We start from the raw sequence: 20,729 nt of genomic DNA, 5'->3' as shown, positions 1-20,729 counted from the left end.
TGAGTATCCACGAACGCGCACAACGAAACCCCTTTGGACACCGGCGCTGACCACACGGGTGAATGCCTCTCGCGGATGCGGACCACGACCTCGTCGTCGACGAACTCGGCCGCGAGCCCACCCGGGCCGAGGAGCACCTGTTCGAGAACCTCTGGAGCGAGCACTGCGCGTACCGCTCCTCGCGCATGCTGCTCTCGGCGTTCGACAGCGAGGGCGAGCACGTCGAGATCGGCCCCGGCGACGACGCCGCGGTCGTCCGGGTCCCCGGCACCGACACGCTGCTGACGTTCGGGATCGAGAGCCACAACCACCCCAGCTACGTCGACCCCTACGACGGCGCCGCGACCGGGATCGGCGGCATCGTCCGCGACACGCTCTCGATGGGCGCCTACCCCATCGCGCTCGCGGACTCGCTGTACTTCGGGCCGTTCGACCGCGAGCACTCCCGCTACCTGCTCGACGGCGTCGTCGAGGGGATCGCCGACTACGGCAACGCCATCGGCGTCCCGACCGTCGCGGGCAGCGTCGCGTTCGAGGACGGCCACGTCGGGAACCCCCTCGTGAACGTCGCCTGCGTCGGGAAGACGACGCCCGACCGACTCGTGACTGCCGAGGCACAGGAAGCCGGCAACCGTCTCGTCCTGCTGGGCAACGCCACGGGCCGGGACGGACTCGGCGGCGCCTCCTTCGCGAGCGAGGACTTAGACGAGGACGCCGAGACCGAGGACCGGCCCGCCGTGCAGGTCGGCGACCCGTACTCGGAGAAGCTACTGATCGAGTGCAACGAGGCGCTCGTCGACGAGGGACTGATCGAGTCCGCGCGGGACCTCGGCGCCGCGGGACTCGGCGGCGCCTCCTCCGAACTGGTCGCGAAGGGCGGCTTCGGGGCCGATATCGACCTCGGCGCGATCCACACCCGCGAGCCCGGGATGAACGCGACGGAGATCCTGCTCGCGGAGTCCCAAGAGCGGATGTGCTACGAGGTCGCGCCGGAGAACGTCGAGCGCGTGAAAGCGATCGCCGAGCGCTTCGACCTCGGCTGTTCGGACATCGGCGAGATCACCGAGGGGAACTACGTCTGTCGGTTCGAGGGCGAGACAGTCGTCGACGCCGACGCCGACTACCTCGCGGAGGGCGCGCCGCTGAACGACCTCGCACGCGAACCACTCACCGCCCCGGAGCGTGACTTGCCCGACTTCGACCTCGCCGAGGCGTTCGAGGCGGTCCTCGCGGACCCCACCGCCGCGAGCAAGGAGTGGGCGTACCGCCAGTACGACCACGAGGTCGGCCTGCGAACCGCGGTCGAACCGGGCGACGACGCCGCCGTGCTCGCGCTCCACGACGCCGGCGACGAGGACGAACAGCACGCGATCGCGCTCTCGGCGGGCGCGAACCCCCACTGGACCGACTGCGACCCCGAGGCCGGCGCCCGCGCGGTCGCGGTCGAGAACGCGACCAACCTCGCCGCGAAGGGGGCGACCCCCCTCGCCGCGGTCGACTGCCTCAACGGGGGCAACCCCGAGGACCCCGAGACGTACGAGGGGTTCGCGTCTGCGGTCTCGGGGCTGGCCGACGCCTGTGCCGACCTCTCGGTGCCGGTCGTCGGCGGCAACGTCTCGCTGTACAACGACTCCGAGAGCGGTCCCGTCGCTCCGACGCCGACGCTCGCCGTGCTGGGCACGCGGCGCTCGCCGGCACAGGGGGCCGGCGAGGCCACGAAATCGGGGTACGGCGCGCCGCCGGCGACTGTTTCGGGCGAGGGGGAGTTGGTGCTCGTCGAGCCTGCCGAGTACGTTGCCGGCTCCGGTATCGGCAGTGACGAGTCCCACGCGCTGGGCGGTTCGCTACTCCTCTCGCAGTTCGGCGGCTCGGACCGATTCCCCGCACTGCCCGCGGCGCCGGGCGCGCTCGTGGACGCGCTCGTTCGCGTCGCCGATCTGGACTCGACGCTCGCGACCCACGACGCCAGCGACGGCGGGCTCGCGGTGGCGCTCGCGGAGATGGTCACCGACGACACAGGGGTCGCGGCCGAACTCGACGACGCGGCGGCGCTGTTCGCCGAGACGCCGGGTCGGGTCGTAGTGGAGACGACCGACGCCGACGCGCTCCGTGACGCGGCCGGCGACGACGCGGCGGTGACGGAACTGGGCACCGCGACCGAGGACGGATCGCTGTCGCTCTCGATCGGGGACCGATCGATCGAGTACGCGGCCGACGAGATCCGGGATCTGCGCGGCGTGCTGGCCCGGGAGCTGGCGTAGAGCCGGAACGGTTCGCGGACGCCCCGGCTACGTCGGTTTTGTCGAATCGTGTGTTTAGATCGTAATAACACGGCTAACTGTCCGTTTAATATTTAAATGAAGTAAAAACCTGTCGACAGTATTTTCACTTTCCCGTTCCATCCGGGAGCCGTATGCGTCTCGTCCCGATCGCCTGTGCCCTCCTGCTCGTGCTCGCCGGCTGTGGTGCCGCGCCCGGGGCGCCATCGCCGACGGCAGCCCCGGACGCGACGGCGTCGCCGACGACTGACGCGGCCGCCACGCCGACACCGACCGCCGGAGTGACGCCGGACGGCGACGGCGTCTTGATCCCCAACGACGGGCTGCCCGTCGATCCGGACCCGGTGTTCGAGCGCGTCCTGAACCTCACGGGGCAGGACGTGGAGCCGCCGACGGTGTACACCGCCGAGAGCGGCGATCTCCCGCCACAGGACGCCTCGCCGTTCTACGCCTCGCTGGGAATCACGCCCCCCGATGAGCGAGTCGGGGCGGCCGGCGCCGCGACGGACCCCTCGACCGTCTACCTCTTCGACCCGGCGCTACGCGATGAGGCAGTCACCGAGCGGACGCTGGCCCACGAGTTCGTCCACACCGTCCAGTTCGGAATGGGGTGGAAGAGCGATCTCCTCTCCACGCTCTCGGAGGACCGCCAGTGGACCTACGACGTCCGCAAGACCAGTCGCCTCGTGATGGAGGGGGCGGCGACCGAGTTCGAGGGCCAGTACCAGCGGGCCTACATGCCGTCGACCGAGCCTGTGACCTACACCGATCGCTACCGGAACGCTTCGGCGTGGAACCGACTCCTGCTGGCTCCCTATCGGTACGGCGCTCCCTACGTCGAGGAGCGACTCGCCGCTGGCGACGATCTCGCCGCGATACACACCGACCCGCCGATCTCGACCGAACAGGTGCTCCACGGCACTGACGACCCGATCGCCCCGTTAAACGTCACCGCCGGCGCGGTCGGCGACTGGGAGCGGACCGCCGGCGCCACGCAGGGCGAACTGTTCCTCCGGGTCGCGCTCCGGACGGAGCTGAACAGGTCCGCCGCCGCCGACGCTGCGGCCGGCTGGGGGAACGACCGACGAGTGACCTACGAGCGCGGCGAGGCGACCGCGACGGCGTGGGTGCTGCGGTGGGACGACGCCGCGAACGCCACCGAGTTCGAGCGCGCGTTCGAGCGCTACCTCGACGCGAAAGCGACGCGAGCGGGGAGCGTCTGGACGCGGCCTGACGGGAACGTGACCTACCGGCTGGAGCGCGCGAGTGAACGGACCGTCGTCGTCTACCTCGGCAACGAGTCGTTCGTCCGGGCGGCGAACGTGACGGCGGCGGACGGTCCACGCGTCACGGTCGGGAACGCCTCGGCGTCGTAGCGTCGCCGCCGTGGCCAGTCAGAACCCGAACCCCTCGTGGCTCCCGCGGGCGGGCACGGCGATCGGGCTCCGCGGGAGTTCCGGCGGGAGCGACGCCTCGTTGTAGACGCTGGGCGCGAGATCGTTCGGCCCGTCGGGGTAGAACAGCGACGCGAGCTCCTGAGCCTGCCCGCGGCCGACCGAGAGCTCGAACTGGCCGCCGCCGTACAGCGTCACGCCGTTGTCGAGCGCCCAGCGCACCGTCCGGAGCAGCGACTCGACGGTGCCAAAGCGGGAGGGTTTGACGTTGAGCCACGACGGCTCCCAGGGGAGCGCGCGCACGTCGTCCAGCCCGTGGATCGGACTGTCCCACGAGACGCGTCCCTCCTCCCCCTCGAACACCGGCCGCGTTTCCTCGGTCACGAGCGGGTCCTCGACCACCGATTCGGGGAAGCCGTCGACGATCCGGCGGTAGAACTCCGGGTCGGCCTCGGTGTCCACGTCCGTCCCCTCGTAGTGGCCCTTCAGATCGACGACGCGGACGGCGTCGCGGGCCCGCAGATCGTCGATCAGGTCGTCGTCCCACTCCGGCGTGGGGTCCAGTTTGAACCCGATCCCCGGGGTGCGCGACCGGACTTCGTCGACGCGGTCGGCGCTCGGCGGCTCGCCCAGCCGCGTGCTCGCGACGAACCGGACCGGCCGGTGCTCGCGGTCGAGCAGGTCGGGGAGGTCGGTGTCGTTCTGTCGGAGCGCGAGATCCAGCGCCGCGGACTCGACCGCCCAGCGTCGGTAGTCGTGTGAGTCCTCGCGCTCGGGACCCTCGCCGGGGAACAGCTCCACCTCGTCGAGCGACGCCGAGAACTCCTCGAACGTGAACGAGCCGGTCGGGAGCGAGAGTTCGCCCGCGTCGAGCGCGCTCGCGAGGCGCTCGTGGTCCGCCGTGTCGTAGGTCACGTCCTCGCCGCGGCCGGTCGCGCCGTCGCCGCGGAGTTCGAGGACGGTCGTGACGCGGGTGAACCCCGAGGAGGTGTCCTGCTCGAACTGCTCGTAGCCGACGCCGTCGACCGTCAGCGGGAGCGCCGCGATCGCGCGGTACTCGGCCGGAACGTGGCTGTCGCTCATGGTCGGAGCAAGCGGCCCGCAGGGGTTAACTCCGGTGGGCGGCGGGACGTTTCACCTCGGTCCGTCGGTCCCCGCGGTGTGACGCCTCGGACGCTCAGTCGACGCCGTGTTCGGGCGCCGCGATGATCTCGTCCTCCCTGAGGTGGTGGTAGAAGCCGTACAGCATCGAACCGGTCCCGACCGCCGCGAGGAAGACGGTCGTATCGCGGGGCAGCCCCGACGTGCCGGCGACGATCAGGAGGACGAACGACGCACAGACCGCGGCCGGCCAGTGGAGCGTGTGGGTCACTCTACCCAGCCCGAGCCGCCGCAGGAGGTTCCCCTCGCGGCCGAGCCACAGCACGAGCAGGAACAGGTAGAACGCCGGGACGGTCCCCGAGGGGAGCGCCAGCGCCCGCTCGGCCCCCTCGGCGAGGAGTCGGGCCCGGGTCGCCAACAGTTGTTGGAGCAACAGGCCGGTCAACACGCCGATGCCGACGAGGTCGAACACCCGGCGCGGCTCCGAGCGCTTTCGGTCGATGTTCGGGAGGGTGAGCCCGGCGAGCAGCCCGCAGTAGACGAGCGCCAGCCCGGCGAGCAGCAGCAGCCCCGACTCCGTCACGACGAGGCCGGCGACGAGCGCCGGGACGCTCAGCCACCGATACTGCGCGGTCCAGTCCCGGACGTACTGCTCGTAGCCGTCGAACTCGCGTTCGTCGGGCGACGGCACGACCTGGTCCTCCTCGTCGTCGATATCGAGGTGGCTGTAGAACCCGACGAAGCAGTACGCCGCGAGCGCGGCGCCGACGGTCGCCGCCGCGGCGACGCCCCCGCGATAGATCGAGAAAAAGCCCGTCGCCCCGAACGCGACCGACAGCGCCGCCCCCCAGACGATCGAGTGGGTCATGCTCCGGTGGCGCGACGCCAGCCCGGTCCAGAGCAGCAGGAGGACGAACAGCGCCGACGGAGTGAACCCCACCGGGAGCGCGGACAGCACGCCCGCGAGCAGCGGTCCCGGCACGACGAGATCGACCGACGCGAGGAAGAAGACGAGCAGCACCCAGACGGTGAGCAGACGGCCGAGCTTCCGGCGAGGGATCGAGTCGTGGCTGTCGATGTCGGGCACCACCGCACCCGCGCGGACGATCAGGCTCCCGAGCACCAGCGTCAGGACGACGAGCGTCGGGTCGTTCGTCCCCACGTAGACGGGGACCACGAGCCACAGGCTGGCGACCGGAAAGCGACGACTCCCTGCCGCGTAGTGGTCCTCGAACTCTCCCATCTCAGTTCGCCCCGGGGCTGTCGGGCGTCGACGTCTCGTGCTCGCCCACGTACCCGTAAGCTGTTCGACATGGGAGTAAAATCCATCGCCGGCGGTCCGCCGGCGAATCGATTTCCCGTCGGACGGCGCCCGCCGAAGCGGGCCGGCTTAGAACCCGACCAGTCCCAGCGCCAGCCCGAACGTCAGCACGAGGCCGACGACGAGCACCGCGGCGCCGACGCCGGCCTCCCCGGTCGTGAACTCCTGCATCGGTGCGGTGACGCGCCCCTCGTCGCCGTCGTCGTGATCGTGGTCGTCCATACGGGCGACTGTGGCCGGCGCGTACTTTGGCCTATCGGAACGACGCGCTCACCGGTCCAAGTAGCCGGAGTCCCACACCAGTAGCATCCCCGCCACGGCGGCGAACATCCACCCGCCGAAGGAGAGCAGGAACATGAACCAGCCGACGTGGGTCCGGCCGGTCGCCAGCAACAGTATCGTCCCGACGGTCATCCCGATCACTGTCAGTCCGACTGCGACCGCCGCGGCCGTCGCACGCCTGCTGAGGCCGAACGCCATAACCCGACAGTACGACGCGACAGGCATAAACGACCCGAAGGTGGCGGATGGGGCAGCGTCAGATCGATGGTTCCACCGCGTCGAGCGCCCGCTCGAAGTGCTCGCCGGTGAGCAGAATCTCCTCGGCGTGATCGTTGGCTTCCTCGCCCGCGTAGCGGTTCGTCACGTCCTCGACCGCCAGCAGCGTCGCCTCGCGGACCACCGCGGCCACGTCGGCGCCCGTGTACCCCGCCATCGACGCCGCGACGGCGTCGAGGTCCACGTCGTCGCCGAGGGGCTTCCCCTCGACGTGTACGGCGAGGATCGCCCGCCGCGCCTCCTCGCCGGGCGCGGGCACGTGGACGTGGGACTCGAACCGCCCCGGCCGGAGGAGCGCGGGGTCGAGCGCGTCCTTGCGGTTCGTCGCCGCCAGCACGACGAGGTTGGGGTTCTCCGCGGCGCGGTCGAGTTCGGTCAGGAGTTGGGAGACCACGCGCTCGCCGACCTCGGAGTCGCTCCCGCCGCCGCGGGCGGTCGCGATGGCGTCGATCTCGTCGAAGAAGACGACCGCCGGCGCGGCCTGTCTCGCGCGCTCGAACAGCTCACGGACCGCCTTCTCGCTCTCGCCGACGTAGCGGTCGAGCAGCTCCGGCCCGGCGACTTCGAGGAAGTTCACGCCGCTCTCGCCGGCAATCGCTCTCGCGAGCAGCGTCTTCCCCGTCCCGGGCGGGCCGTGGAGCAACACTCCCGTCGGCGGTGACGCCTCGACCGCGTCGAACAGCGGGCCGTAGGAGAGCGGCCACGCGACTGCACGTTCGAGCGTCTCTTTCGCCTCCTCCAGCCCGCCAACGTCGTCGAAGCCGACCTCCGGCGACTCCGCGACGTACTCCCGCATCGCGCTGGGTTCGACCGCCGCCAGCGCCGACTCGAAGTCCGACCGGGTGACGGTGAGGTCGGCGGCCGCGACGGCGGTTTCAGGCTCGCTATCGGCGGTTTCGGTCCCCTCCCGGCGCGCGCGCCGGAGCGCCGACATCGCCGCCTCCTTCGCCACCGACGCGAGGTCCGCGCCGGTGAAACCGTGGGTACGCTCGGCGAGCCGGTCGATCCGGACGTCGTCGGCCAGCGGCATGTTCCGCGTGTGGACCTCCAGCACCTCGCGGCGTCCCGCCTCCCCGGGGACGCCGATCTCGATCTCGCGGTCGAACCGGCCGCCACGCCTGAGTGCGGGGTCGATCTCGTCGACGCGGTTGGTCGCGCCGATCACGACCACCTCGCCCCGGGCGTTCAGGCCGTCCATCAGCGAGAGCAGTTGGCCGACGACGCGGCTCTCCACGTCGCCGCCGTCGTCGCGTTTGGGCGCGACGGAGTCGATCTCGTCGAAGAAGATGATCGCCGGGGCGTCGTCCTGTGCGGCCTCGAACACCTCCCGGACGCGCTCCTCGCTCTCGCCTTTGTACTTGCTCATGATCTCGGGGCCGGAGATGCTGATGAACGTCGCGTCGACCTCGTTGGCGACGGCTTTCGCGATCAGCGTCTTCCCCGTCCCGGGCGGGCCGTGCAGCAGCACCCCCTTCGGCGGGTCGATCCCCAGCCGCGCGAACAGTTCGGGGTTCGACAGCGGGAGTTCGACCGTCTCTCGGACGAGGTCCAGTTCCTCGTCAAGCCCACCGATGTCCTCGTAGCTGACGCCCGTACCGGTGGCGCCGCTCCCGGTCACGTCAGCGGCACCGGAGGCGTCGTCGCTCGTGCCCCCGGGTGCCTCGTCGACCCCGGTCGTCGACACTCCACCCGTCCCCCCAGTCTGTCCGACGCCGCCGGAGTGGCCCGACTCGACGGAATCGCCCTCGATCACCAGTCGGACGTCGGTGTCGTCGGTGACGCGGACGCGCCCGTCGGGGTCGGCCTCGTCGACGGTGAACGCGATCTCCGAGAGCCGTTCGAGGTGGAGCCGATCGCCCGGTGCGACCGGGCGGTTCCGCACGTCCTCGCTCACGAGGCGCTCGATCGACTCCCGATCGACGTCCACCTCGCCCAGCGCCGCCGGCGCGCGGAGCGTGATCGACTCGGCTTCGGGCAGGTCGGCGGCGGCGACGCGAACCGTCTCGCCGACTTTCACGCCGGCGTTGGCGCGGCTGTCGGCGTCGATCCGGATCACGCCGTCGGGAACGTCGCCGCGGGCGGGCCAGAGCTTCGCGACGGTTTCGCGCTCGCCCTCGATCAGGACGGTGTCGCCCGAGAGGAGTCCCAACTGCTGTCTGGCGGCCTCGGGGAGCCGCGCGATACCGCGGCCCGCGTCGCGCTTCTCGGCGGCGCGGACCGTCAGGCGGAGGGAGTCGCTCATGGCCGCGGGTGGGAACGGGTGCCCCAAAGCGTTGCCGGAGACGGCGCCGCCGACCGCCGAGCGGGACCGGCAGCGGTCCCGGTCGCCCGCCCGGGGGGTCGACGACGGGTCCGAGGCTGAACAACGGGAGGGACCCCGATTTGGTATCGCTGTATATGATTTATCAATGCGTGTTCGGGCCGATATCGGGGAGGAAAACCCGATGTGACGACGGAGCCGGGTTTCACGGAGTTCCCTAACAGGTGTACTGGTGTTATTCTTCAGCCCACAAGCCTATACTCGTCGGCGGTGTGCGTGGGGGTAGTGAGCGACTCCGGAACGTCGAACGGCGCGGGCAGGCGGGGGAAGGTAGTCAAACTGATAGAGGCACACGGGCTCGACGGCATCGGCGACCGCTTAGAGCGGCTATGGACCGCAAGCGGCGACGAGCGACGGAGCCTGCGTGACCTCGCCGACGAGTTCAACCGCGAACTCCTGCGGAGCACGATGGCCGAGGCGGGGATGCAGCCGCTGGACGGCGAGGTCGACAACACGTACCGCCTGCTGACGGACGAGGAGGTCGGCGGCGGCGACCGGACCCGGACCGAACGCCGGCTCCGGCGGGAGGGCGTCGACGTGGACAGCCTCCGCGAGGAGTTCGTCACCTACCAGGCGATCCGGACGTACCTCAAGGGCCACCGCGGCGCGTCGTACGACGCGGAGTCGGTCGACCGCGCCGAATCCGAGAAGAAACACATCCAGCGGCTTCGGGGCCGGGCCCGGACGGTCACCGAAAGCAAACTGGAGCAGCTACGGGACACCGACGAGATCGAGTTGGGGTCGTTCCGGACGCTCGTGGAGGTGAACGTCCTGTGTGAGGACTGCGGCGCGCAGTACGACGCCGAGGCGCTGCTCGACCGCGGCGGATGTGACTGCGAAGACACCTAACGGTTCGGTTCTCCCGGCTCGGCCAATATTTTTTATAGGAGTGCCGCTGACAGCACGCCCATGCAGCGACCACAGGCCTCGGCATCCGCGGCGACGGTACACGCCCGAAACATCGGGGGAATTCAGGAGACGACGGTCACGTTCGACCCCGGGGTGACGATCCTCGTCGGCCGCAACGCGACAAACCGGACCTCGTTCCTGCAGTCGGTGATGGCGGTGCTGGGAAGCGAGAACGTCTCGATGAAGGGCGACGCCGACGAGGCCGAAGTGACGCTCGAACTGGACGGGGAGACGTACACCCGGACGTTCACTCGGCGGAGCGGCGGCGTCGAGCGTAGCGGAGCCCCGTACTGCGACGACCCGACGTTGGCGGACCTGTTCGCGTTCCTGCTCGAGTCCAACGAGGCCCGGCGCGCCGTCGCGACGAACGCGGACCTCCGGGAGCTGATAATGCGGCCGATCGACACCGCGGAGATCGAGGCCGAGATCGACCGACTTCAGGACCGCCGGGACTCCCTCAACGCCGAACTCGACGCGATCGACGAACGGAAGGGGGAGCTCCGCGAGCTCGAGGAGCGCCGCGAGACGCTCGAAACGCAGATCGAAGCGACGAGGGCCGAACTCGAGGAGACCGAGGCCGAGCTCGACGCCGCCGACGCCGACATCGAGGCGCGCCGGGAGGAGCAGTCGGAGTTGGAGAGCCGACTGGCCGACCTCCGCGAGAAGCGTGCGGAGCTGGAGGACGTCCGGTACGAACTCGACACCGAGCAGGAGAGCCTCACGGCGCTGGAAACCGAGCGCCGGGAACGCGAGGCGGAGCTGGAGGAGCTGTCCGACCCGGCCGACGCCGACCCCGAGGGGATCGACGACCGGCTCCGGGAGCTCCGCGAGCGGAAGGGGGAGCTGGAGTCGCAGGTGAACGAACTGCAGAGCGTGATCCAGTTCAACGAGGGGATGCTCGACGACGAGGGCGCCGCGACCCCGCCGGAGCTGGCGTCGGACGGGGCCGACAGCGTCACGGAGAAGCTGGTCGACGACAGCGTCACCTGCTGGACCTGCGGCACCGACGTCGAGCCCGGTCAGATCGAGGCCACAGTCGAGCAGCTCCGGGAACGCAGCCAGTCGAAAGTCGGCGACGTCGACCGGCTGGAGCGCGAGATCGAGCAGCTCAAAGAAGAGAAAGACGAGATCGAGCAGGCTCGCCGCGAGCGCGAGCGGCTCGTACGCCGCCTGCGCGAACTGGACGAGGAGATCGAGCAGGCCGAAGCCACCATCGAGGAGCTACGAGGCCGGCGTGAGTCGCTGACCGGCGAGATCGAACGGATCGAGGCCGCGGTCGACGAACTGGAGGCGGCGGAGTACGGCGACATGCTCGAACTCCACAAGACCGCGAACGAGCTGGAGTACGAACTCGGTCGGCTGGAGAGCGACCGCGAGGACGTCGAGAACGAGATCGACGCGGCCGAGGAGCGGATCGCCGAGGAGGCCGACGTTCGCGAGGAGCTGGAGTCGGTGAACGACCGAATCGAGCGGCTCCGCACCCGGATCGAGCGGATCGAGCGCGAGGCCGTCGAGGGGTTCAACGACCACATGGAGTCGGTGCTCGGGCTGCTCGACTACGACAACCTCGACCGAATCTGGATCGAGCGGGTCGAACAGGAGACCCGGAAGGGACGCCGGAAAGTGACCGAGCGGACGTTCGAACTCCACGTCGTCCGCACTACGGAGTCGGGCGCGGCCTACGAGGACACCGTCGATCACCTCTCGGAGAGCGAGCGCGAGGTGATCGGGCTGGTGTTCGCGCTCGCGGGGTATCTGGTCCACGACGTGGCCGAGACGGTCCCGTTCGTGCTGCTGGACTCGCTGGAGGCGATCGACTCCGCCCGCATCGCGGCGCTGGTCGACTACTTCGCCGACTACGCCGACTACCTCCTGGTCGCGCTTCTCCCGGAGGACGCCGCCGCGCTCGACGACGAGTACGAGCGGATCACCGAGATCTGAGCCCGCCGGCGTGCTGCCGACGACACTGTTAACACGCCCCCACCGACAGGGAGAGTATGAGCGAATCGCCGTTCGACGCGTTCGACGCGATCGACACGCAGATACTGGTGATCCTCTCGGAGGACCCCCGGATGTCCTACCAACAGCTCTCCCGCCGGCTCGAGGACGAGGGGTACCAGATGAGCGCCGAGGGGGTCCGCCGGCGCGTGACGGACCTGATGGCGGCGACGACGCCGTTTTTCCTGCTCGATCCCGAGCAGTTGGCGTGGGAGATCGTCCGGATCTCGGTCCGGGCGACGGACGGTCCCGGCGACAAGGGCGAGGCGTTCGACCGCATCGCCGAGATGCCGTTCTGGCACGTCACCAGAGGGGTCGGCACGTACGACATCTACGGCGTCGGGATGGCGCCGACGATGGCCGACATCGACGCGATGGTCACCGAGATCCGCGGCTACGACTGCGTGGCCGAGATCGACTTCATCGTCGTCACCGACCGCCGGAGCGACCTGCAGGACTACTACCGGCAGGGACTCCGCGAGGGCGACGAGGAGTGAGGCCGGGGGTATTTCTCCCTCCGGCCGGTAGCGGGGCGCGATGACCGACCACGGCTGCAAGGTGTGCCGCGTGCTCGACGAACGGGGACTCGACCGGCTCGACGACGAGCTCGTCACGCGCTGGCGGGGCGAGTCGGGCGAACGGATGGGGTATCGCCGGCTCGCCGACTGGCTCAACGCCACGCTGCTGCGCCGCGAGATGGAACGCGTCGGCCTCCCCACGGGCGGCGGCGAGGCGCGCTCGCGCTACGAGCGGCTGACCGGCGACGACACCGCCGACGCGGTCGCCGCGCTGCTCCGTCGGGCCGGCGTGAAAGTCGGCGAACTCCGGGCCGACTTCGTCTCTTACAGCGTCGTCAGGACCCACCTCCGGGACTGCTTGGGGGCGGAACGCGACCCCGAACCGCCGTCGAACTGGGAGGCCGACCGACTCGACGGGCTCACGGAGTACGCGACGGCGGAGGCCGCCGAGGCCGTCCGGTCGCTGGTGAACAAGGGAACGCTCTCCGCCGGCGGGGCGGTGGAGCCGACGGTCACGATCAGCGTCCGCTGCTCGGCCTGCGACACGGCCGTCCCCGTCGAGGAGGCGCTCGCGAGGGGGGCGTTCTGTGACTGTGTGGAGTGCGACTGTGGGTCCGAGTGACACGTTTTCCGCGGTGGCGATTGGCATTTTGCGTGGAACGGCGGCACGCTAAAACTCCTATGGGTGTTTTTATCTCTAATTCTACTATGTATACTTGTTCGGTTCAAAATCCTGTGTAGAGATATTTACCGACGGGGGTGCGTCGCCAGCGCTGCCGCTCAGGGGTGGAAAAGCGGGAGAAACGGTGGGGTGGTCCTACCAGACCTGTTCGAGCGCGCGGAGCACGTTCCCGCCGAGCACCTTCTCGATCTCGTCGTCGTCGTAGCCGTTGGCGACCAGCCAGCGCGGGATGTTCTGCCAGGCTTCCGTGGGGTTCTCCAGCCCCTCGACGTACTCGCTCTGGAGGGTGGACTCCGGGAGTTCCATCCCGTGGTACTCCGAGAGCACGCGCAGCAGTTCGGTGTGATCGCCGTACAGCACGTCCGGCCCGAACGCGACGTGGTCGATCCCGATCAGGTCGACGACGTACTCGAAGTGCTCCATGTACGTCTCGATGTCGGGCAGGTGGGTCGAGGAGAGCAGGCCGACGACGCCGCCGGTGTCGGCGATCGCCTCGAACACCTCGTCGGACGTGCCGCGGGCGCCCATCCCCGCGCCCTTCGCGAGCGCGTGGGTGTCGAACACCGGCTTCTCGCTCACGTCACACACGTCGAGTGAGGTCTGCGGGCTGGCGTGGCTGACCGAGACGGCCATCCCCACGTCGTTCATCCGCTCGACGGCGTTGGCGCCAAACCCGGTGAGGCCGCCGTCGCGCTCCCGGATGTCGCCGCCGCCGGTGCCGAGCGCGTTGGAGCTGTTGTAGGTGATCCCCATCGAGCGGACGCCCATGCCGTACAGCTGTTCGATCCGGTCGAGTTCGTTCTCGATCATCGCCGCCGACTCGATCGACTGGACGACCGCGAGCTTCCCCTCCTCGCGGGCTCGGTGGATGTCGTCGACGCTCCGGCACTGGAACGCGTAGTCGGAGTGGGCGAGGTCACAGGCCCGCATGCTGACCTCGTGAGTGATGTCGTCCCACTTCCAGCCGTGCAGCGAGTGGACGCTGGAGAGCCCGTCGAACTGCATGTCGAAGACGGCGTCGAGGCTGGTCTCGGCGAGGAACTCGTAGGCGGTGTGGATCCGCCCCTCGCGGATGTAGTCGAACAGGTCCTCGTCGATCTCCGCGGGGAACTGGAACGCGTGGTCGTGCAGCGAGAGCACGATCTCGTCGGTGAGCTCGTCGACGCGGGCCTCCTGTTCGTCGGTAAGCTCGATCGTCCGGGGTTCGAACCCCGCAGTCTTCTCCGCGAGATCGAACGCTCGGTAGTCCTCGCCGGCGTCGAGATAGTCGTACGGCTGGTACCCGTCGAACTGCTTGTCTGCACCCATACGTCCCACACGGACCGGAGCGCTACTTAGCCGTTTGGGTCGCGGGAACAGTGCGCAGGTCGGCCGCGATCAGTCGTCGGCCGGCCGGTCCGCGGTGGCCGTCCAGCACGCTCCCGCCCGCAGTGCCGTCGCGTCCGCGCCGCGTTCGGCGACGAACTGGAGGCCGACCGGGAGTCCGTCGAGGCTGCCACACGGGACGCTGACCGCGGGGTGGCCGCTGACGTTGAACGGACCGGTGTTCGCGAGCGCGCCGAACAGGTCGTCGACCGCCTCGTCCCACGTCGGCGCGAGCATCGGTACCGTCGGCGACGCGAGCACGTCCACGTCCGCGAGCGCGTCGTCGACCCCGGCAGCGAGGCGGCGCCGTGCCTCGTGGGCGGCGACGTAGGCGGCGTCGCCGTCGGTCCGGCTGCGGTGTTCGGCGTACAGCATGGCGGCTTTCAGCGGCTCGCCGAGTTCGGCGTCGCCGGCGCGGGCCTCGTGGAGGCGTTCGACCAGCGCCCGCTCGCCGGGCGAGAGCGCCCAGTAGTTCGTGGTGTCGGCCGCGAGGTAGTTCCCCACCTCGGTCATCCCGATGGCCAGCCACGCCGGGAGCCAGAGATCGTAGCTCTCGATCGAGACCGACCGGACGGTCGCGCCGGCGGCGGCGAGCTCGTCGACGGCGTCGCGGACGACGCGCTCGATCCGGGGCGCCGCGCCGAACAGCTCCTCGGGGAGGCCGATCGTGAGCGTCTCGGGCGCCGGATCCCCGAGGGCGTCGGCGGTGGCCGTCGGCTCGCTCCCCCGTGTCCGCTCGTCGCGCGGATCCGGGCCCGAGACGGCGTCGAGTCCGAGTGCGAGGTTCTCGACCGTCGGGGCGAGGAAGCCGACGTTGTCGAGCGTCTTGGCGTACTGGACGAACCCCGCGTGGCTCACCAGCCCGCGGGTGGGTTTCAGCCCCGGGACGCCGGACCACGCCGCAGGGAAGCGGATCGACCCGCCCGTGTCGGAGCCGATCGCGAGGTCGACCTCGCCGGTGGCGGCGGCGATACCGCTGCCGGCCGAGGAGCTGCCGGGCTGGCGCTCCGGGTCGTGGGGGTTCCGGGCGAGACGGAGCCGCATGCTCTCGCGGCTGCCACCGAAGGCGAACTCGTCCATGTTGGTCTTCCCGACGATTCGGGCGCCAGCGTCGAGCAGCCGGTCGACGACAGTCGCGTCCCGGGCGGGGACGTAGGCCGGGTCGGTCAGCAGGGGCGAGCCACAGGTCATCGGCACGCCCGCCACCGCGACGTTGTCCTTCACGCCGACGGTCAGCCCGTCGAGCGGGCCGGAAGCGCCCTCGCGCCCCACGTCACAGCGCGTGAGCCACGCGCCGAGCTCGTCCGTCTCGGGGTCGGGGTCCCAGTGCTCCCGCTCGGGCGGCGCGGCGGGGGCGACCGCGTCGAGCGCGTCGAGCACCGCATCCTGCTCGGCGAACTGTTCGGCGAGCGCGTCGGCGTCGGCGACCGACAGCGAGAGCCGGTCGGCGTACGCCGCCACGTCCTCGGGGCTGGGGGAGTCGGACATACGCGTGCCAGGTTCGGGGCGGGGCGCTTCAAGCTGACGCCGGCGGCGACGGATCGCGGTAAACGTGACCTGTACACAAGCTATTTGCTACCCCGGCCAAGTGGGTACGCCGAGGAGATGTACGCAGAGATCAACGGGGCCGACCTCTACTACGAGGTCCACGGTCCGGACGACGCGCCCGCCATCGTCTCGCTGCACGGCGGGCCCGGCATCAGCGACCACCAGAAGGGAAAGGAGGCGTTCGAGGCGCTCACCGACGCCTACCGGCTGGTGGTGTACGACCACCGGGGCTGCGGGCAGTCGAGCCTGACCGAGCCCTACTCGAACGAACAGTACGCGAGGGACTGCGAGGGGCTGATCCAGCATCTCGGCCTTGACGAGGTGGTGCTCGTCGGCGGCTCATACGGCGGCTTCATCACCCAGGAGTACGCGACCCGGTTCGGCGACCGGGACCACTTCGAGGGGTTCGTGCTCCGGGACACCGCGGCCTCCCACGCCTACGAGGACAACTCCGTCGAGAACGCCCGGGAGTCGTGGGACGAGATGAAGGCCCGGAACTTCGACCTGCCCGACATCACCTGGGAGGAGTTCATGACGGTGATGGACGGCAACGTCGAGTCCGACGAGGAGTTCGAACGCATCTGGCTGGGGATGCTGCCGCTGTACGCCCCCAACCTCGACGCGTTCGACGTGGAGGCTGCGAAGGAGTCGACCGCCGAGCGCGACTTCCACCACGAGACCCACAACGAGATGTTCACCAACGCCTACCCCAACATGGACTACACCGACGACCTGCCCGACGTGGACGTGCCGGCGCTCGTGACCGTCGGCCGCCACGACTGGATCACGCCGCCGGAGGCCAGCGTCGAGATCGCCGACCTGCTGCCGGACTCGCGGCTGGTGATCTTCGAGTCCAGCGGCCACTCGCCGAACCTCGACCAGCACGACCAGTTCATCGCTCGCGTCCGGGAGTTCTTCGACGAGATCGGCTACGGCGAGCCGTACGCCGCGGCCGACGGGGGTGAGCGACGATGACGGAGACGAGCGACCCGGACGTGATGAACCTCGCCGACGCGCTCTCGGTGTCGTGGCGCCCCGGCGAGCCCCGGCGGCTCACCTACGTCGAGCGCGAGCGCGGCGCCGACGCCGTCTACGACTACCGCTTCGACATCGACGCCTCCGAGCGCGTGGTCGCGTTCGACGAGCGCATCTCCGGGCGCTGGGGGCAGGTCGACTGGGGTCCCGACGGGCGGTATCTGCTGTACACCCGCGGCGGGGATATCCGCGTCTACGACACCGAGACCGGCGAGGAGTCGACGCCGGCACCGAGCGAGGCGTTCGACAACGCGCCGCGGTTCTCGCCCGGCGGCGAGCGGATCGCGTTCATCTCCGGCCGGGGCGAGGCGGGGAACGACATCTGGGTCGTCGACCGCGACGGCAGCAATCTCGAACGGATCACCGAGGGTGCGAACCCCCACGACGACAAGCGCTGGGAGCCGGCGTGGTCGCCGGAGGGCGACCGTATCGCCTACGTGGGCGCCGCCGACTGGCACGGCCGCGACTGGGCCGACGAGGCACACGTCGTCCACGTCGGTACGGGCGAGGTCGACCGGCTCACTCGCGGGCTGAGCGTCACCTCGGTCCCCTCGTGGGCGCCCGACGGCGACAGGGTGGCGTTCTTCGCCAAGGAGGTCGCCGAGCCGTGGTACCGCCACTCCGAGGATATCCACGTCCACGACCTGCGCCGCGGGACCCGTGAGATCTACCCGGTCGAGGCGTCCCACCAGTACAACGTCCAGCAGCCGATCTGGGACGGCACCGACCGGCTGTTCTTCCCGACCCGCGAGCGCGGGAAACAGCAGTTGGAGGCGATGCTGCTCCACGACGAGAGCGACGCGCGGGGGATTCCGACCCGCGTGACCGTTCACGAGGGCGTCTTCGGTGCGGGGCCGATATCGCTCTCGCCGGACGGCGAGTATCTCGGCTTCTCCTACGCCGAGGCGGAGCTACCGCCCCACCCGCGGGCGATCCCGACCGCGGGCGGGCAGGAACAGCAGCTCCGTGACCCCGAGGTGCCCGACGGCGTCGTCGTCCCGGAGAACGTCACCTACGAGAGCTTCGACGGCCAGTACGTCAACGGCTACCTCTACAAACCCGACGGCGTCACCGAGGACGACCCCGCGCCGGCGCTGGTGCAGGTCCACGGCGGCGGCCACTTCCAGTACGGCGACGGCTGGCACCCCATCGAGCAGTACCTCGCCGCCCACGGCTACGTGGTGTTCGCGATCGACTTCCGGGGCTCGGGCGGCTACGGGCGGGCGTTCCAGGAGCTCTCGATGGAGGACTGGCACGGCGGGCAGGTCGACGACGCCCGCGAGGCCGCGCGGTTCGTCCGGTCGCTACCGTACACCACCGACAGCGTCGGCATCTACGGCGGCTCGTGGGGCGGCTTCATGACGCTGATGAGCCTCACCCGCTACCCCGAGGTGTGGGACGCCGGCGTCGAGTGGTACGGCGTCTCGAACCAGTTCACCGACTACGAGGAGGTCGACCGCGTGGGTCGCCTGCTCACCGAGCGGGACATGGGCGGCACGCCCGAGGAGGCCGAGGAGCTCTACCGGAAAGCCAGCGCGGCGTTCGACCTCGACCGCGTCGAGACGCCGCTCCGGGTGCTCCACGGCGCCGAGGACGAGCGCGTCCCGATCAATCAGGCCGAGGAGCTGATCGACGAGCTCGACGACGGGCCGGTCCCCTTCGACGCCACCATCTACGAGGACGAGGGGCACGGCTTCCGCGACGAGGCAAACCGCCGCGACGCGATCGAGCGGACCCGCGGCTGGTTCGACGAGCACCTCTGACGCCCCGCCGTCGAACCCCTCCCGCCTGACGCATCGGGACGCTATGCTAAGACTTATGGTGGGAGGGTCGTTCCCGTGAGACAGAGACCCATGAGGGACGACAACCCAGACACGGAACCGCTCGTCGACCGTCGGTCGATCCTCCGATACGGCGCCGTCGGGGGAGCGATCGGGCTCGCCGGCTGTACCGGCGGCGACGGGACGGACACGGCGACGGACGCGACGGACACGCAGAGCAGCACCGCCGAGGGGACGCCGCTCTCGACGGACGAGGACATCGAGCGCGGCGGGAAGCCGGTGGTCGGACTCGGTGCGGAGCCGCAGGCGTTCAACCCGCTGGTGACCTCCGACTCGGACGCGTGGGCCATCATGGACCGCATGTACCCGTACCCGACGGTCCGGGACCCCGCCGACGTGGAGAACACCCACCCCTACGTGTTCAACGACTGGTCGTTCGACCCCGACTCGCTCACCGGCGAGGTGACGATCACCGAGGGGTTCCAGTGGTCCGACGGCGAGACGCTCGACGCCGAGGGCGTCGCTTGGTGGTTCCAGTACCTGATGGAGCAGTCGGGCCACCGCTACGAGTCCAACACCAACCAGCTCGCGAGCATCGAGGCCACGGGCGAGTACTCGCTGGAGTTCGAACTGGAGAGCACGACCGCCGCGGTGTTCACGCCCGAGACTGGCGTGTTCGCGGTGCCGATCCTGCCGGCACACGTCTGGCAGGACATCGACGACTACACCCAGTACTCCCCGGACGAACTGATCGGCGCACAGGGGTTCGAGTGGGCCGACTCCAACCCCGGGAACTGGTACGAGCTGAACGCCAATCCGGACACGCTCCCCGACGAGATTCACGAGGGGCCTTACATCGAGTCGCTCCGGTTCCGCGTGTTCGGCGACATGACGACGCTGATTCAGGAGCTCCAGCGCGGCAACGTCGACCTGACGTACAACTCCATCACGCCGAACCGCGCGTTCCAGCTTCAGGACGCCGACTCGGTCAAGGTCTGGAACTCCCGGGCGCGTGGCTACAACTACATCGCCCACAACATGCGCCGGGTGCCGTTCGACGACAAGCCGTTCCGGCAGAGTCTGGGGTTCATCTACCCGTTCAACTACCTCCAGAGCCAGCTCCGTCGCGGCCTGACCGAGACGGGCGACTACGTGGCCGCGGGCGTGTACGAGCCGTGGCGGCCCGACAGCTTCGACGAGCCGATCGAGCACGGTCCGTACATGACCGACGACGGCCAGCTCGACGTGGAGCAGGCGCGTGAGTTCCTCCGCAACGCCGACGGCGAACACGACTACACGTTCGGCCCCGTCGAGTCCGAGCAGGTCACCGGCGATCAGGAGATCCGCGTCGACGGCGAACTGCTCACGGACGCCCACACCAACAACGACGGCGAGGGCGGGCAGGGGCCGATCAGCCTCGTGATCACGCCGCCGAGCACCGCGCCCGTGGAGGCTCAGGCCGGCGCCCGGTTCGTCGAGAACCTCAACGAGGTCGGCATCCCCGCGGAGACCCAGCCGGTCGCCGAGGGCTCCCAGAACTCGCTCATCTGGGTACAGGAGGACTTCGACATGTGGTCCTCGGGCTGGATCTGGATGCCCAAGCCCCACATGTACATGGGGTTCTGGCTGACCAGCGGCAGCGTGGACGCCGACTCCTCCAGCGACGAGGTCCACCTCAACCCGATGGGGTACACCAACGCCGACGACCTGATCTCGGCAGTCCAGACGACCTACGAGCCGGAGGCCCAGCGGCAGGCCACGAAGGAGGCGCTGGCTCGGGTGTACGAGGACCAGCCGGTGCTCGTGACGGAGTACCCCAACCGGCTCCACGCCTCCTCGAACACCTTTGAGGGGTGGGTGAAGGTGCCCGGCGGTATCACGCAGAACCCGTGGACGTACCTGAACGTCCGCGAGGCCTAA

Annotated in this window: 16 protein-coding genes; 9 read left to right on the top strand and 7 right to left on the bottom strand. The window is 69.7% G+C overall.

Features of this window, described 5'->3' with window-relative positions:
- The first annotated feature begins 62 nt into the window (after positions 1-62).
- Together purL and ACYQZ5_RS08015 are read left to right on the top strand one after the other, a co-directional pair.
- Positions 63-2,261 (top strand): phosphoribosylformylglycinamidine synthase subunit PurL, encoded by a 2,199-nt coding sequence (purL, locus tag ACYQZ5_RS08020; RefSeq protein WP_459845764.1) that lies wholly within the window; start codon positions 63-65, stop codon positions 2,259-2,261.
- Between the two features lie 152 nt (positions 2,262-2,413).
- A complete protein-coding gene (locus ACYQZ5_RS08015; RefSeq protein WP_459845762.1) occupies positions 2,414-3,655 on the top strand; it encodes a hypothetical protein in 1,242 nt (413 codons plus the stop codon).
- Between the two features lie 18 nt (positions 3,656-3,673).
- On the opposite strand, the gene ACYQZ5_RS08010 is transcribed toward ACYQZ5_RS08015, so the two are convergent.
- The 5 genes from ACYQZ5_RS08010 to ACYQZ5_RS07990 all read right to left on the bottom strand — a co-directional run bounded on the left by ACYQZ5_RS08010 (position 3,674) and on the right by ACYQZ5_RS07990 (position 8,895).
- Positions 3,674-4,756, bottom strand: a complete 1,083-nt coding sequence (locus ACYQZ5_RS08010; RefSeq protein ID WP_379732182.1) for an enolase-like domain-containing protein — start codon at positions 4,754-4,756, stop codon at positions 3,674-3,676.
- Between the two features lie 94 nt (positions 4,757-4,850).
- The gene (locus tag ACYQZ5_RS08005) at positions 4,851-6,017 is read right to left on the bottom strand and encodes a hypothetical protein (RefSeq protein WP_379732183.1); all 1,167 of its coding nucleotides are present in this window, start codon (positions 6,015-6,017) and stop codon (positions 4,851-4,853) included.
- A gap of 147 nt (positions 6,018-6,164) precedes the next feature.
- Positions 6,165-6,317 carry a DUF7550 family protein gene (locus tag ACYQZ5_RS08000; RefSeq protein ID WP_379732184.1) on the bottom strand — a complete coding sequence of 51 codons (153 nt, stop codon included), beginning with the start codon at positions 6,315-6,317 and terminating at the stop codon, positions 6,165-6,167.
- A 48-nt stretch (positions 6,318-6,365) separates the two neighbouring features.
- On the bottom strand, positions 6,366-6,575 hold the full coding sequence (locus tag ACYQZ5_RS07995) for a hypothetical protein (RefSeq protein WP_379732185.1): 210 nt from the start codon (positions 6,573-6,575) through the stop codon (positions 6,366-6,368).
- 58 nt (positions 6,576-6,633) lie between these two features.
- On the bottom strand, positions 6,634-8,895 hold the full coding sequence (locus tag ACYQZ5_RS07990; RefSeq protein WP_459845758.1) for an AAA family ATPase: 2,262 nt from the start codon (positions 8,893-8,895) through the stop codon (positions 6,634-6,636).
- Between the two features lie 303 nt (positions 8,896-9,198).
- Here ACYQZ5_RS07990 and rdfA (ACYQZ5_RS07985) point away from each other — a divergent pair, with 303 nt between their 5' ends.
- Genes rdfA (ACYQZ5_RS07985) through rdfA (ACYQZ5_RS07970) form a run of 4 tightly spaced genes read left to right on the top strand, consistent with a single transcriptional unit; the run spans position 9,199 to position 13,020 of the window.
- Positions 9,199-9,822, top strand: coding sequence for a rod-determining factor RdfA (gene rdfA / locus ACYQZ5_RS07985; RefSeq protein ID WP_379732112.1), 624 nt, complete (start codon positions 9,199-9,201; stop codon positions 9,820-9,822).
- A gap of 60 nt (positions 9,823-9,882) precedes the next feature.
- Positions 9,883-11,823: an archaea-specific SMC-related protein gene (locus tag ACYQZ5_RS07980; protein WP_379732113.1), complete on the top strand. Its 1,941-nt coding sequence runs from the start codon at positions 9,883-9,885 to the stop codon at positions 11,821-11,823.
- A gap of 56 nt (positions 11,824-11,879) precedes the next feature.
- Positions 11,880-12,377, top strand: coding sequence for an Lrp/AsnC family transcriptional regulator (locus tag ACYQZ5_RS07975; RefSeq protein WP_379732114.1), 498 nt, complete (start codon positions 11,880-11,882; stop codon positions 12,375-12,377).
- A gap of 40 nt (positions 12,378-12,417) precedes the next feature.
- A complete protein-coding gene (gene rdfA, locus ACYQZ5_RS07970) occupies positions 12,418-13,020 on the top strand; it encodes a rod-determining factor RdfA (protein WP_379818135.1) in 603 nt (200 codons plus the stop codon).
- Positions 13,021-13,215: 195 nt separating this feature from the next.
- Here the strand turns inward: rdfA (ACYQZ5_RS07970) and ACYQZ5_RS07965 are convergent, their stop codons facing one another.
- Both ACYQZ5_RS07965 and ACYQZ5_RS07960 read right to left on the bottom strand, forming a co-directional pair.
- Positions 13,216-14,388: a dipeptidase gene (locus ACYQZ5_RS07965; RefSeq protein ID WP_379732579.1), complete on the bottom strand. Its 1,173-nt coding sequence runs from the start codon at positions 14,386-14,388 to the stop codon at positions 13,216-13,218.
- Positions 14,389-14,457: 69 nt separating this feature from the next.
- Positions 14,458-15,933, bottom strand: a complete 1,476-nt coding sequence (locus ACYQZ5_RS07960; protein ID WP_459845754.1) for an amidase — start codon at positions 15,931-15,933, stop codon at positions 14,458-14,460.
- Positions 15,934-16,050: 117 nt separating this feature from the next.
- Between ACYQZ5_RS07960 and ACYQZ5_RS07955 the strand changes: the two genes are divergently transcribed.
- From ACYQZ5_RS07955 to ACYQZ5_RS07945, 3 genes are all read left to right on the top strand, one after another.
- A complete protein-coding gene (locus ACYQZ5_RS07955) occupies positions 16,051-16,968 on the top strand; it encodes an alpha/beta fold hydrolase (protein WP_379731247.1) in 918 nt (305 codons plus the stop codon).
- Positions 16,965-18,791, top strand: coding sequence for a S9 family peptidase (locus ACYQZ5_RS07950; protein ID WP_379731246.1), 1,827 nt, complete (start codon positions 16,965-16,967; stop codon positions 18,789-18,791). The genes ACYQZ5_RS07955 and ACYQZ5_RS07950 overlap by 4 nt, the downstream gene beginning before the upstream one ends.
- Positions 18,792-18,881: 90 nt before the next feature.
- Positions 18,882-20,729, top strand: a complete 1,848-nt coding sequence (locus tag ACYQZ5_RS07945) for an ABC transporter substrate-binding protein (RefSeq protein ID WP_379731245.1) — start codon at positions 18,882-18,884, stop codon at positions 20,727-20,729.

This window comes from Halolamina salina (genome assembly GCF_054653455.1).
This window is presented reverse-complemented; position numbering and strand designations above follow the sequence as displayed.